This window comes from Pseudomonas sp. PS01299, assembly GCF_029960145.1.
In the GTDB taxonomy this organism is placed as follows: domain Bacteria; phylum Pseudomonadota; class Gammaproteobacteria; order Pseudomonadales; family Pseudomonadaceae; genus Aquipseudomonas; species Aquipseudomonas putida_A.
This window is the reverse complement of the sequence record NZ_JASCPO010000156.1, coordinates 1-13,713: the sequence shown is the minus strand read 5'-3', so window position 1 is coordinate 13,713 and position 13,713 is coordinate 1. Positions and strand designations below refer to the sequence as shown.

At 55.1% G+C, this 13,713-nt stretch carries 11 protein-coding genes; 6 read left to right on the top strand and 5 right to left on the bottom strand.

What is annotated here, in order from left to right:
* Positions 1 to 777: 777 nt before the first annotated feature.
* From QMX91_RS22015 to QMX91_RS21995, 5 genes are all read left to right on the top strand, one after another.
* The gene (locus tag QMX91_RS22015; RefSeq protein WP_095137143.1) at positions 778 to 3,672 is read left to right on the top strand and encodes a ribonucleoside-diphosphate reductase subunit alpha; all 2,895 of its coding nucleotides are present in this window, start codon (positions 778 to 780) and stop codon (positions 3,670 to 3,672) included.
* Positions 3,673 to 3,864: 192 nt separating this feature from the next.
* Positions 3,865 to 5,061: a site-specific integrase gene (locus QMX91_RS22010; RefSeq protein WP_236454051.1), complete on the top strand. Its 1,197-nt coding sequence runs from the start codon at positions 3,865 to 3,867 to the stop codon at positions 5,059 to 5,061.
* Positions 5,058 to 6,518 (top strand): site-specific integrase, encoded by a 1,461-nt coding sequence (locus QMX91_RS22005; protein ID WP_131672224.1) that lies wholly within the window; start codon positions 5,058 to 5,060, stop codon positions 6,516 to 6,518. The genes QMX91_RS22010 and QMX91_RS22005 overlap by 4 nt, the downstream gene beginning before the upstream one ends.
* On the top strand, positions 6,519 to 8,654 hold the full coding sequence (locus QMX91_RS22000) for a hypothetical protein (RefSeq protein WP_131672225.1): 2,136 nt from the start codon (positions 6,519 to 6,521) through the stop codon (positions 8,652 to 8,654).
* On the top strand, positions 8,655 to 9,071 hold the full coding sequence (locus tag QMX91_RS21995) for a hypothetical protein (RefSeq protein ID WP_131672226.1): 417 nt from the start codon (positions 8,655 to 8,657) through the stop codon (positions 9,069 to 9,071). It begins immediately after the preceding gene.
* A 22-nt stretch (positions 9,072 to 9,093) separates the two neighbouring features.
* Here the strand turns inward: QMX91_RS21995 and QMX91_RS21990 are convergent, their stop codons facing one another.
* The 5 genes from QMX91_RS21990 to flgB form a co-directional block, all read right to left on the bottom strand.
* Positions 9,094 to 9,420, bottom strand: a complete 327-nt coding sequence (locus QMX91_RS21990; protein WP_131672227.1) for a hypothetical protein — start codon at positions 9,418 to 9,420, stop codon at positions 9,094 to 9,096.
* Between the two features lie 1,088 nt (positions 9,421 to 10,508).
* The gene (gene flgE / locus QMX91_RS21985) at positions 10,509 to 11,825 is read right to left on the bottom strand and encodes a flagellar hook protein FlgE (RefSeq protein ID WP_098965102.1); all 1,317 of its coding nucleotides are present in this window, start codon (positions 11,823 to 11,825) and stop codon (positions 10,509 to 10,511) included.
* Positions 11,826 to 11,855: 30 nt separating this feature from the next.
* Positions 11,856 to 12,584, bottom strand: a complete 729-nt coding sequence (gene flgD / locus QMX91_RS21980) for a flagellar hook assembly protein FlgD (RefSeq protein WP_223008284.1) — start codon at positions 12,582 to 12,584, stop codon at positions 11,856 to 11,858.
* A gap of 15 nt (positions 12,585 to 12,599) precedes the next feature.
* A complete protein-coding gene (gene flgC, locus QMX91_RS21975; RefSeq protein WP_007963049.1) occupies positions 12,600 to 13,043 on the bottom strand; it encodes a flagellar basal body rod protein FlgC in 444 nt (147 codons plus the stop codon).
* 3 nt (positions 13,044 to 13,046) lie between these two features.
* A complete protein-coding gene (gene flgB, locus QMX91_RS21970; protein WP_007917581.1) occupies positions 13,047 to 13,454 on the bottom strand; it encodes a flagellar basal body rod protein FlgB in 408 nt (135 codons plus the stop codon).
* 15 nt (positions 13,455 to 13,469) lie between these two features.
* Between flgB and QMX91_RS21965 the strand changes: the two genes are divergently transcribed.
* Positions 13,470 to 13,713, top strand: a 244-nt coding sequence (locus tag QMX91_RS21965) for a hypothetical protein (protein ID WP_282413365.1), incomplete at its 3' end; no start/stop codon positions are given.

The following is a 13,713-nucleotide window of genomic DNA, read 5'->3' as shown; positions in this document are numbered from 1 at the left end:
GGCTTGCTCGCGAAGACGGCGGCACGGTCAACATGGATATTGCCTGACCCACCGCTTTCGCGAGCAAGCCCGCTCCCACATTTCTCCCGTCTTTTTGTCATCTTTCGGGAGGATAAGAATGGGTAAACACTGCCCGATTGTATAAACGGCGTACAACCAGAACACAAGTCGGCAAATGCGTTCGGACAAGGCGGTTTTTTGTGATAGGGTTCGCGCCCTTAAAAATCCGCTGAAGCGTTTTTCCCGAGAGAAAAACAGTGACAAACGGTCTAGCTCAGCAGGTTCGCGGCCTACACGGGAATTCCTGGTTTCTTACACAATTTACGCACAGGTTTATCCACAGCTAGTACGTTGCAAGCCCCCTCGAAACGCATTATCTTGTAGCACGGCGCAAGGAGAGACCCTACATATAGGGTTTTCCGCTCAAACGCCCAACCACATTTCGGACCTGAAACTCAAGCGCTTTATTGCCTGTTTCCGGTTGAACCAAGCAAGTTTTTCAAAGCCCAAACCGCACTTGCGGATGGCGCCGTTTTTCAGGTTGGAAACGACCGGAACGGTACGGGTGTTGCAGTCATGACTGTCATCCGGGAAGGAATCCGGCTCGAGCCCTGGCTCGCAGCCAAAAACTTCGGCAAGGATGCGGCGTCATTAGCCTTTTTCCTACTGGTCCGAAGTTGTTATGCCCGACGCCCGTCGGTTGTAGTGCTTCGGACCAGAACGGTGAGCACCATGATGGTGCCCAAACAAACATAGAGAATGTGGAGATCACCCCCCATGCAAACCGACACAACTCGCGAGAACCCGCAGGGCACCTTGCCGCAGGCCGCCGATTCGAATTCGGATCTGGCCGCCACCGCGCCTGGTCAACTGCGCGTGATCAAGCGTAATGGCACTGTCGTTCCTTACACCGATGACAAGATCACCGTCGCTATCACCAAAGCGTTTCTCGCAGTTGAGGGCGGCACCGCTGCCGCTTCGTCGCGAATCCACGACACCGTTGCGCGCCTGACCGAACAGGTCACCGCGACCTTCAAGCGTCGCATGCCGTCGGGCGGCACCATCCACATCGAAGAGATCCAGGACCAGGTCGAACTGGCCCTGATGCGTGCCGGCGAGCAGAAAGTCGCTCGTGACTACGTGATCTACCGTGACGGCCGCTCGAAAGAACGCGCAGCCCATGCGCCGGTAGAAGCTGCGGTCGACGCGCACCCGTCGATCCGTATCACCCGTGCCGACGGTAGCCTCGCGCCGCTGGACATGGGCCGCCTGAACACCATCGTTACCGAAGCCTGCGAAGGCCTGGCTGAAGTCGATGGCGACCTGATCCAGCGCGAAACCCTGAAAAACCTGTACGACGGCGTGGCGCTGAACGACGTCAACACCGCACTGGTGATGACCGCGCGTACCCTGGTTGAACGTGAACCGAACTACTCGTTCGTCACCGCCCGCCTGCTGATGGACACCCTGCGTGCCGAAGGTCTGGGCTTCCTGGGTGTGGCCGAAAGCGCCACTCACCACGAAATGGCCGACCTGTACGCCAAGGCGCTGCCGGCTTACATCGCCAAAGGTATCGAGTTCGAACTGCTGAACCCTGTGCTGGCCACCTTCGACCTGGAAAAACTGGGCAAGGCGATCAACCACGAGCGCGATCAGCAATTCACCTACCTGGGCCTGCAGACCCTGTACGACCGTTACTTCATCCACAAGGATGGCGTGCGTTTCGAACTGCCGCAGATCTTCTTCATGCGCGTGGCCATGGGCCTGGCAATCGAAGAGAAGCAGAAAGAAGACCGTGCGATCGAGTTCTACAACCTGCTGTCGTCCTTTGACTACATGGCTTCGACTCCGACCCTGTTCAACGCCGGTACCCTGCGTCCACAGCTGTCGAGCTGCTACCTGACCACCGTTCCGGACGATCTGTCGGGCATCTACCACGCGATTCACGACAACGCCATGCTGTCCAAATTCGCTGGCGGCCTGGGCAACGACTGGACCCCTGTGCGTGCACTGGGTTCGTACATCAAAGGCACCAACGGCAAGTCGCAAGGCGTGGTTCCGTTCCTGAAAGTAGTGAACGACACCGCCGTAGCCGTTAACCAGGGTGGCAAGCGCAAAGGCGCTGTGTGTGCCTACCTGGAAACCTGGCACATGGACATCGAAGAGTTCATCGAACTGCGCAAGAACACCGGTGATGATCGTCGTCGTACCCACGACATGAACACCGCCAACTGGATCCCTGACCTGTTCATGAAGCGTGTCTTCGATGACGGCAAGTGGACCCTGTTCTCGCCTTCCGAAGTTCCGGACCTGCACGACCTGACCGGCAAAGCCTTCGAAGAGCGCTACGAGTACTACGAAGCCCTGACCGAGTACCCGGGCAAGGTCAAGCTGTTCAAGACCATCCAGGCCAAAGACCTGTGGCGCAAAATGCTCTCCATGCTGTTCGAAACCGGCCACCCATGGCTGACTTTCAAGGATCCGTGCAACCTGCGTAGCCCGCAGCAGCACGTCGGCGTGGTTCACAGCTCGAACCTGTGCACCGAGATCACCTTGAACACCAACAAGGACGAGATCGCCGTTTGCAACCTGGGCTCGATCAACCTGCCGAACCACATCGTCGACGGCAAGCTGGACACCGCCAAGCTGCAACGCACCGTGAACACCGCCGTGCGCATGCTCGACAACGTGATCGACATCAACTACTACTCGGTGCCGCAAGCGAAGAACTCCAACTTCCGCCACCGTCCGGTCGGTCTGGGCATCATGGGCTTCCAGGACGCGCTGTACCTGCAGCACATCCCTTACGGTTCCGACGCTGCCGTCGAGTTCGCCGACAAGTCGATGGAAGCGGTCAGCTACTACGCGATCCAGGCGTCCTGCGACCTGGCCGACGAGCGTGGTGCTTACGAGACCTTCAACGGTTCGCTGTGGTCCAAAGGCATCCTGCCACTGGATTCACAACAGATCCTGATCGAGCAACGTGGCCAGAAGTACATCGACGTTGACCTGAACGAAACCCTGGACTGGGCACCGGTTCGCGCCCGTGTTCAGAAAGGCATTCGTAACTCCAACATCATGGCCATCGCACCGACCGCAACCATCGCCAACATCACCGGCGTATCGCAGTCGATCGAACCGACCTACCAGAACCTGTATGTGAAATCGAACCTGTCGGGCGAATTCACCGTGATCAACCCGTACCTGGTTCGCGACCTCAAGGCTCGCGGTCTGTGGGACTCGGTCATGATCAACGACCTGAAGTACTACGACGGTTCGGTTCAGCAGATCGAGCGCATCCCGCAAGAACTCAAAGAGCTCTACGCGACCGCGTTCGAAGTGGACACCAAGTGGATCGTTGACGCGGCAAGCCGTCGTCAGAAGTGGATCGACCAGGCCCAGTCGCTGAACCTGTACATCGCCGGCGCCTCGGGCAAGAAACTCGACGTGACCTACCGCATGGCCTGGTACCGTGGTCTGAAAACCACTTACTACCTCCGTGCCCTGGCTGCGACCAGCACCGAGAAGTCGACCATCAACACCGGCAAGCTGAACGCTGTTTCCAGCGGCGGCAACCACGGCGACGATTCGGTTCTGGCAGCTCCGGCCGGCCCAGCGCCAGTGCCAAAGGCTTGCGCGATCGACGAGCCGGATTGCGAAGCTTGCCAATAGGGTTCATAAGTTTTAAAACGTATACATTCTAGAATGTTATATCCCTCTAACCCCAATGGAACTAAGGGGTTAGAGGGTTTACTTGTCGTATACCGCTACCTATACTCCCCGGCCAAACTAGCTCACAGGTCGGAAGCGTATACTTTGGTCAGCTATTCCCTCAGATCTTTCACCGCGTCAGACGACCTACCCATGGCAGTGCTCGTTGACCACGAAGGTCGTCCTCCCTTCCTTCCAAATGTGTATGCCACTCTCCGATATCGAGATGTGGGCTTCGCCGTAACCACCATTGAAAAAGTGCTCCGTACCCTGGGCATGGCGTACCTGTGGGCGACTACCTGGAAACTTGACCTTGACGCAGCGTTGCGCTCAGAAACGTTCCTCTCGGTCGAGCAATGCGAAGATCTAGCTTTCTTCCTTCGTATGGATCGGGGCGCGCAAGACCAACTGGTAGCAGAGTCTCTGCAAACTCGGCCTCGTAAAATTGTGCGACTGGAACAGGTACGCAGCGGGGGTGCCCCGAACGCACCCAGAACATTGATTTCCGCAGTGGAGGGTGGATACAGAATCCGCACAGTGGCGAACTTTCTGGAGTTCAATCATGAGCGCATTAACCCAAAGGCATCCGAGAAGCCAAGGAAAGACCTTTCAAAAGCACGAGAAAGGGCCATTGCCGCGTTGCGAGCTCAAGAGCCAAGGGCTGTGCCATCAGACGAGGGAGACGCTCCGGAAGGGCTTTTGGAAGAGCTTATGGATGCCATCGATGCCGCCTTCGAGCCGGGATCCGAGACCAACCCCTTTCAGTCGGACTTTCACCAATACCGAAATCACCTGATATACCGAATCTTCAACGATACGGCGATCAGACGCAGTGAGCTTCGGTACATCAGGGTGGAAGACATCAACCATGCTACCCGCCGCGTGAAAGTGCGGGTATCAAAAACCATTGCGAGAACGCTGCCAATAACCGAGCAGACAGCATACGAATTCCATCAATTCGTCATGAACCACTGGGCGAAAATCCCGGCGAAAGCGCGAAAACATGGCTACCTCTTCACGACCAGCAAAGGCGATCACCTTTCTGTAGAAGCAATTAACTTGGCGTTCAGAGAGCTCCGCCGCAAAAACAGCTTGCCCACAAGTATTGCTCCACATGCATTACGCCGGACTTGGAATGATCGTCTGAGCAGAAAGATTGACAGCCTTCCTCCTGAAGAGCGGATGAAGCCAGAAGAAGAAAAACAGGTCAGGAACCGCCTCAATGGCTGGTCGAAAAAGTCCAAAATGGAAGAGCGTTATGCCCGAAGGCACATCCGTGAAAAAGCGGACAAAATTGCCGAAGACTTGGCTAACGATCTGAATAAAAAGAAAGAAGATTCCTCTAAATGACCTACGCAAACAACGCCATTAATAATCAACCAGCATCGCCAAGTGCAAAAAATGGCAGAGTCGTTCTATTGGACGGTCGTATAATTGAAATTCAAATGGGCCAAATCCTGCGAATCAATGACCGCGACGGCAACTCGAATCCTATGCGCCTTGACAGTTTAAGGCCCGGCAACATATTGCACGAAAGCATATATGCCTCAATTAAAACGACCTTATCTACTCATAGCCTTTCTTACAATAGAACGATCCTGTATGCCATTAGAAATTGGTTCGAACTGCCAGAAATGGCTTCCAAAGATTATATTGATATCTCAGAAATAAATTCTCTAAACAAAGTCCCATTAAGTTATAGGGCCTTTGTAATACCTTTGCTTCGCCGTATTTCAGATCTTAGCTTGCCAGGATTGTCAGATTCGGTTCTCGACTTTCTTGAACATCCATATAAGTGGGAAGAAAAGAGCACCGGCGCCTACTTTGGTTTAATTACCAATGACCCCGAAAAGGGTGCGCTTACCGAGCAGGAAATCCACAACGTTCATCATGAGCTCAATCGGGCGTATTCAAACGGGACAATCAGTCAAGCCGACTACACCATTTGTTGGTTCTTTATTGGAACAGGCGTTAGGCCGTCTCAAGCCCATAGGATGAACAAGAAAGATGTCATCATCCACAGCAAGAGCGGTATGGAGGTGACACTAAAGGTTCCATTAGCCAAAGGAGAAATGACTGCGTCTCTAGAACATTGGTTGCGTCGAGCACCTACGGTGCTCGCGGAGTGTTTGATTAGCTACCTAGACAAGCATCCGCCAGCGAACCTGGCTGGCATTGACGATCCGTTATTCGATGAGCTTTCCTCTCAAGCTCTGGGGCATCGTATGAGCTCAGTTATTCGAAAGCTGGATACATACTCAGAGCGCCTCGGAACCAAGATCGCAATCACCCCATATCGCTTTAGGTACACCCTTGCCACCAGGGCTCTGGCCCAAGGGGCTTCGGACTATGAAGTGGCGCGTTTGCTCACCCACCGAAGTACCTCATGTATCCAATACTACCGGGCATCCATGCCTGAGCTCCAAATGCCTATCCGAGAGGCGCTGGGCAAAGAAATGGGATACTTCGCACGGGCATTTCAAGGCAAGCCTATTTCAGGGCTGCACGAAGCGACCAGGGCCGGGGATCCTGACGCCGTTATCACGGACTTCATGAGGCTGATGGGAATGCCTGTTGGTGCATGTGGAACCCGCGCCGAATGCCACCAGAACGCTCCCGTCGCCTGCCTAGCTGGGTGCGCCCATTTCGAGCCTTTGCTGAGTGCACCCTGGGAAACCTTGATGTCATCTCTGGTAGCGGATCAAGAGGTCGAAACGGAGCCGAGGATCCGCCAGATCAATCACAGTGCAATGTCTGCGATTCAACAAATCATCACGATCCGCGACACATCAGAAGAAGTAATTTAAATGGGCGAAATCGTACATTTTGTTGGCAGAGACGCACTGAGTTCCCGAGAGAATCTGGAGCTATTCATTTCGCACGCCAAAGCAAACTTTCCTTTTACTAATATCGATTGGGAAAGTAATAGCTGGGACATCACTACTTTTAACATTGGGAGAGCGCAGGGAAAACTGAAGAAAGTTGCGCACTTCAAGTCAATGCGAGACGAATCTAGAAGCCGGTCAATCGTTCAAGTTCCTTTTGAAAAGGACTTCCTGTGCTTTGCAAAGGCGACATTCAGTGAGGTGATGCGCCGATTGCGTCTCGCTGAATTCAAACGGCACCTATACGCGCTCCAAGCCATTGAACAGGCACTGATTGACTCCAAACTCAGACCATGCGTTACCCAGCTAACTCCTTTCGTACTTGATAAGGCCTGTGATTTATTGACAGCTAGGTTCACTGACTCTTGGACTACGGCAAGGGTTCTGGAAAGGATCGTGACAGAGGTGGTTAACCCCGCACGACTTACACCAAGTCTATTGGAGTGGCGAAGCCCGATCCAATACAAGGCCCCGGTCAGAAACGACAGGATTGCTACCAAAGAATCCGATAAAGCTGTGGCAAGACTTCCGTCTCTAGAATCGATCCTGGCACTGGCAGAAATCCATCACACCAGCACCAACGTGTCAGATAAGCTGACAACTGCTTTTGTGTCTCTTGCCATGTATGCCCCGAGCCGGTCAGCTGAAATTTTAAGCCTTCCAGTAGACTGTCTCCGTTCAGCAGATACAAAAGACGGCCCTATTATGGGCATTGCATGGGCTCCAGCAAAAGGCGCAGGGGCGATGACCAAGTTCGCTGCCTCCGATGAGTTTGAGGCTGTGGTGAAAGAGACCGTCAGATACTTGATTGAACTTGGAGCTCCAGCACGCACCGCCGCAGCCTGGTATGCAAAAAACCCTAACGACATCTACCTTCCGCCTGACCTAGAGCACCTTCGTGGGCTGCCGATAACATTACTTGAGGCAGCAAAAATCCTCGGAAAAGAAACGGCTATCCATAGCAGCAAGGCAAAGAATTATGGACTCATAAAGACGGGCGAGATAACCCATGACCAGTCGCGATTGGAAGAAGGACTCAAATCTGGAAGTGCACCACTCTACGAGTTCAAATCGTTGGAAAAGTTTGCGCTCGGAAAGCTCCCTGCCGCCTTTCCGATCCTTGATGGGCATACCGGGCTAAAGTGGCACGAAGCACTATTCATGTTTCCAGAGAACATCCTCAGGCCAAACGCTGAGCCGCTGCTGTACGTCCCCTCATCGTTGTCGACCAATCAGTTCAATAATCAGCTAGGAGCCAATCCTGGCGGCGTTACGACGTTCAGTCGGAATAACAAGGTGAACCCCGACGGGAGCACTATCAGCATTACCACGCACGACTTCCGCCACTTGCTGAATACCCTCGCCCAAAGCAAGCACCTCAGTGAGTCTCTCATTGCTTTTTGGTCTGGTCGCAAAAACGTAAAACAGAACGAATGGTACGACCACCTGCCTCAAGAGGCCTTCATTGAGGCCTATCTGAAGCTTGGGGCCAAACAGCGGCCACTCCAGGTCGAGGGGCATCTGGAAGCCAAAGTGAATTCGATTGCAATTGCTCACGGCCTCACCCGAGAGCAGGCGCTTAAGCTGGAGCTAGGAGCGACTCACCGCACCCGCTACGGCATTTGCCGTCATGATCACGCACTCACCCCATGCCCCAAGGATAAGGACTGCGTGAGCTGTGGAGAGCACACGTTTGTGAAGGGCGACAAACGCCATCACGACGAGGCCGAGTTCCAATTCAAGCTCCACGAAAAAGCTGTCGCGGATGCTGAAGCGGCTTACGAACGTGGTGAGCCAGGCGCATCAAGGTGGCTGAAGCTTCACCAGCCTAAACTCGAACGATGGCGCCTTGTTCTGACCAAGCTGAACGATCCAACCATTGCTGATGGAACGTTTATCACATTGCCACCTCCTGACAACTCGCAGTCAAAGGCTGGGCTGGCCCAAGCCGTGAGGATCGTTAATCTAGACGCAAAAGCGCCAAAGAAATCTGAGGCAGAAGTCGATGACGATGTGGACGCCGACGAGAAGTTGCTACTGGACATGGGGTTTTTCTAAATGGGTGCGCCAAAGCTAAATGACGCCGGGATCGACAAGGCTGTACGCCTGCTGGACGGCTGGGTCGGGCTACTTACTTGGGATCGCTATCTAGCCATGCTAGAGGTAGAAATCGGCCACAAGTACACCAAGGCTGCGATGCTCCGGCAGCCACGCATCAAATCTGCCTGGGATCATGCCAAAGAGCACGCCAAGGATGACAACGGCGTAGTAAGGGTTTCTCGAAGCGCGGTTGAGACGGATAAGGCCCTGGAACGCGTCAGGCTTCTAGAGGCCCGCGTAGAGCGCCTGACACGTGAAAACAATGCTCTTCTGGAGCAGTTTGTTCGGTGGAGCCACAACGCTGTCAGGGGAGGTCTCACCTTGGATGACCTCGACCGCCCGTTGCCATATGCCAAGCCAAAAGAAATCCGGTAGACAGCAGGATGGCGTGTCGGAGCTACACCTCTAGAATGATGGTGGGCCCTAACGGTTCTACCGAAGCATTGATTTGGACGACGACGTCGAATGACGCGTCGTTGTCGGCCAGAACCCTTCTGAACACGCCCTGAATGTGCGCTTTAATCTCATCACGCTTGGCCGCAGCGTCTTGCCCGTTTACCTCTAAACTCACAGAAAAAGATGAGGTAGTCGGATCGGGCATACGCCACCCATCGACCGAAAGATCAAGGAGCTTCAATCTGACACTCGCCGCAAGGGAAACGGCGGCCTCGCTTCCATCCACTGGTCGGATCTTGTAGGCAAGGTGAAAGCGTTGGGTTGTCATAGTCTCGTCGCTACTCTTTGATTTGCATCGTGAGCTTACCCCAAACCTCTATGCCCCCAATGCCCCCCAATGCCCCCAATGCCCTTGGTTAACGATAGATTGGCTCTGCTGGCAAGAGAGAATTCGGAAAGATCAGCCTGAATGATGAAAATTTTCGAGGTCATAATCTGAATTTTTTAGCGTATACTTTCGCCACCAAAAGCAGCTCAAAAACTGCAAATGTATACGTTTTCACGATTGAGCAATGGCAAAAAATCTGCAAAACCCTTATGAGTACGGCGCGAAACCGATGTATACGCTCCCATACATAACGCTTTTGCCAATAAGCTGAGCCGGGTCAGGCGTCGCGAGACGCCTGATTCTTCCAGACAAAAGAAACCCCCGACAGACTTCTGGTTTGTCGGGGGTTTTCTTTTGTCTGCCATTTATGTGCAGGAGCTGTCGAGTGAAACGAGACTGCTGAAGTGATTATGTGAATCTGGCGGAGATTGGTCGGCTCACAGGCCGCTATCGCTGGCAAGCCCGCTCCCACAGGGATTGAGTACACCGGCAAGAGATTGGTCGGCTGTCAGACCGCCTTCGCGAGCAAGCCCGCTCCCACAGGGATTGAGTACACCGGCAAGAGATTGGTCGGCTGTCAGGCCGCGATCGCCCGCAGGCTGGCTCCTACAATTCAGAAAGCGTACAGCCCATGCGGCAAAGCCGCCCCACTCAACAGGATGAGCGCAAGCTCGGCTGCAGCTTTTGATCTTCAAAGCCCGTCGGCAGGCTGAGTGGAGGGATTGATCCGGGGGGCGGGAGCGTAGCGACCGTTTGGCGAAGCCAAACACATCGAGAGGAGGTGCAGCGAAGCAAACCGGAGGCGATGCGCCCGGATCGATCCCGGAGCGAAGGAACCCGAGCCACGGCGAGGGCCGAACGTTGGGGCTGAAGCGTTTTGGTTACTTTTGGGCGTCTGCAAAAGTGACTCGCCGTAAGGGCGAAACCCTAAGTAGCCGTTACCGCAGCAACGGATAAGCCCACAAAACAATAGCCCACAAAAAAGCCCCTCAAAAAGAGGGGCTCCCTTGCACAACCAGAAACCGCAATCAGGTCATCTGAATGATGGTTTGCATGATGGTGCTCTGGGTCGAAATGGTCTTGGCGTTCGCCTGATAGTTGCTCTGGCCCTTGATCAGGTCCACCAGCTCGTTGGTCAGGTTAACGTTCGACTCTTCCAGCGAGTTGGATACCACCTCACCCAAGGTCCCGGTTTTCGGCGCGTCGTAGCCCGGAATACCGGAAGCGAAGGTCTCTTTCCAACTGGTACCACCGATAGCCTGCAGGCCCTGTTCGTTGGTGAAGCTGGCCAGCGCAACCTGGCCGATGGCCTTGCTCTGGTTGTTGCTGAAGTTGGCGAACAGGGTACCGGTGCCATCAATGGTCAGGTTGGTGATCTGGCCAGTGGCGTAACCATCCTGAGTCGGGATCGAACGGGCGGTATCGGCGTTGTACTGGGTGGTCTGAGCCATCGAAATGGTGATGCCTGCCGGGTTCGCGGCTGCACCATTAGGCTTGAATGTACCGTTGATCACATTACCCGGGACCCAGCCACTGAGCTTGAGGTCACTGCTGATCACCGGACCCGGCAGAGTGCTGACCTGAGTCAGCTTGCCAGCGGAGTCAAACGTCATGGTCGAAGGTGTCGGCGCGGTGACCTTCGGATCGCTACCGGTAGCGTCCGGATTACGACCGTCTACCAGGGTGTAGACCTTCCAGGTGTTGGCACCGGTCTTGACCACGTACTGATCCATCGGGTGCATGTTGCCCTGACTGTCATAGATCGGCGTGCTGAACGATTTGGTGTAGGTCGCGAGGTTGTTCGGATCGAACTTGCCGGCGGGCACTGTGTCGTCGATTACTGGAGCGGTCGAGTCCAGGTTGATGGTCGAGGTCACCAGCGAGGTGGACTTCGGCGCCAGGTTGGAAGTGTCGATCTTCAGGTCAGTCAGCACACCATTGATGATCTTGCCGTTGGCATCCACACCGTAACCCTGCAGGCGCGAGGTGTAGTCGGTGTTGGTGATGTAACCAGCGTTGTCGACCTTGAAGGTACCGGCACGGGTATAGGAAACCGAACCGTTGTTGCTCATGGTGAAGAAACCGGAACCGTTGATACCCATGTCCAGCACGTTACCGGTGTTGTTGATGTCACCCTGGGTGAACTGCTGAGAAACGTTGGCCAGGCGTACACCGTTACCGATGACCTTGCTGCCACTGCCCAGACGGGTCGACGAGTAAACGTCTTCGAATTCTGCACGGGACGATTTGAAACCGGCGGTCGCGACGTTGGCGATGTTGTTGCCGGTCACGTCCAGTTGTTTGTTGGCTGCATAGAGACCGCTAAGGCCGATATTGAAAGACATATTCCACTCCTTTGTGCCGGTTAGTCGGCTCTATATACCAATGGTTTGTACTTTGGACAGGGCGACGGTGCCCTTGCCGGACAGGTTGAGCATCAGCTCGCCACCGGTCTGGCTGATGGTCACGCTGTTGACCGTGGCTGGCAGGTAGGTCGCCATATCGGTCGCGGTGCCATTGATCGAGGCGTTGGCTTTGACGGTATAGGTACCGGTCTTCACCAGATTGCCGTCCTTGTCCTTGCCGTCCCAGGTGAAGCTCGCGCTGCCTGCGGCGCGACTGCCCAGATCGATGGTGCGAACCACCGTGCCGCTGCTGTCGGTAATGCTGACCGTGCCACCGGCAATCGACGACGGCACGGTGACCGAACCGGTCATGCCTTTGCTTGGGTCGTCCAATTGCACGGTGTTGGTCTGCACGATCACGTTACGGCCAACCAGCGACGACGCCTGCAGGGCTTGCGAGGAGCTGTAGTTGCCGGCCAGCGAACTGACGGTGCTGTTGAGGGTGGTGATGCCCTCAAGGCTGCTGAACTGCGCCAACTGCGCTACGAAAGCGCTGTTGTCCTGCGGATCAAGCGGGTTCTGGTTTTTCAGCTGGGTGACCAGCAGTTGCAGGAACGCATCCTTGCCCAGGGCTTTGCCGCCAGTGGCGCTGTTGGTGGCCGAAGCAATGCCACCGGTGGTCGAACTGCTCGTTTTCTTCGAGGAGTTCGCCAGGATGTCATTCATGCTCAGGCTGCTGGTGGTATCGGTAACACTCATGGCAGTCGCCCCTTATTACTGACCGAGGGTCAGTACCTTCTGCATCATGGTTTTGGCGGTGTTCATCATTTCGGCGTTGGTCTGGAACGACCGGCTCGCGGAAATCATGTCAGCCATTTCTTCCACCACGTTGACGTTCGGGTAGTAGACGTAGCCCTTGGCGTCGGCGGCCGGATGGTTCGGCTCGTAACGCGCTTCGAGGTTGCTCTGGTCTTCGACCACGCCGAGTACCTGCACGCCCTGCCCTGCGGCGTCCTGGCTCTGGAACAGCGAGTTGCTGCCAGTGTTCTGGCCGCCCTGGAACATGGTGGCGAACACCGGGTGACGGGCGCGGTAGGTCTGGTCGATGCTCGACGAAACGGTTTCGGCGTTGGCGATGTTCGAAGCCACGGTGTTCAGACGCGTGGTTTGTGCGCTCATGCCGCTGCCGGCAATGTTGAAAACGCTGGACAGGGACATGGATTACTCTCCGCGCAGGGCTGACACCAGCCCTTTGAATTTGCTGTTGAGCAGAGTGAAGCTGGCCTGGAAGCCGACCGCGTTTTCCGCGTAGTTCGACTGCTCAAGCTGAGCGTCAACGGTGTTCTGGTCGATCGAAGGCTGCATCGGCGTGCGATACATCAGCGACTCGTCGCCATTGCCCAGGCCTTCAGCTTCGATGTGACGGCTGTTGGTCATGTTCAGGGCGATGGTGCCGTTGGCGTTCTTCTGGGTCTGTGCTTCAAGCACTTTGGAGAAGTCCAGATCCCGAGCCTTGTAGTTCGGGGTATCGGCGTTGGCGATGTTGTTGGCCAACACTTCGGCACGCTGGGCGCGGAAGCCCAGTGCCTTTTCGTGAATGCCGAGCGCTTTATCGAAGCTGATGCTCATGTCGGGAACCTTCGGGTGACCGGTTTTTCGTACCTGAGCTTTAGCAAGCGCCGTGCCAAACAGAACAACCCCCATAAACCGGGGCTTTGCGAGGAGCCGGCAAAGCGGCAATGCCAGAAAAGCGGCAACCGGTTTCCGCTGGCTGCCGCTTTTCTGCCGCTTGCGTGCTCTCGCCGACACCGGACAACTGTGGGAGCGGGCTTGCTCGCGAAAGCGTCATCTAAGTCAGTATTTGTTTTCCTGACACACCGCCTTCGCG

Bases quoted from the DNA above. Each gene is read 5' to 3' on its own strand.
- flgD (WP_223008284.1), bottom strand. From the start codon at position 12,584: ATGAGTGTTACCGATACCACCAGCAGCCTGAGCATGAATGACATCCTG.
- QMX91_RS22005 (WP_131672224.1), top strand. From the start codon at position 5,058: ATGACCTACGCAAACAACGCCATTAATAATCAACCAGCATCGCCAAGT.
- flgE (WP_098965102.1), bottom strand. From the start codon at position 11,825: ATGTCTTTCAATATCGGCCTTAGCGGTCTCTATGCAGCCAACAAACAA.
- QMX91_RS22015 (WP_095137143.1), top strand. From the start codon at position 778: ATGCAAACCGACACAACTCGCGAGAACCCGCAGGGCACCTTGCCGCAG.
- flgB (WP_007917581.1), bottom strand. From the start codon at position 13,454: ATGAGCATCAGCTTCGATAAAGCGCTCGGCATTCACGAAAAGGCACTG.
- QMX91_RS22000 (WP_131672225.1), top strand. From the start codon at position 6,519: ATGGGCGAAATCGTACATTTTGTTGGCAGAGACGCACTGAGTTCCCGA.
- QMX91_RS21990 (WP_131672227.1), bottom strand. From the start codon at position 9,420: ATGACAACCCAACGCTTTCACCTTGCCTACAAGATCCGACCAGTGGAT.
- QMX91_RS22010 (WP_236454051.1), top strand. From the start codon at position 3,865: ATGGCAGTGCTCGTTGACCACGAAGGTCGTCCTCCCTTCCTTCCAAAT.
- flgC (WP_007963049.1), bottom strand. From the start codon at position 13,043: ATGTCCCTGTCCAGCGTTTTCAACATTGCCGGCAGCGGCATGAGCGCA.
- QMX91_RS21995 (WP_131672226.1), top strand. From the start codon at position 8,655: ATGGGTGCGCCAAAGCTAAATGACGCCGGGATCGACAAGGCTGTACGC.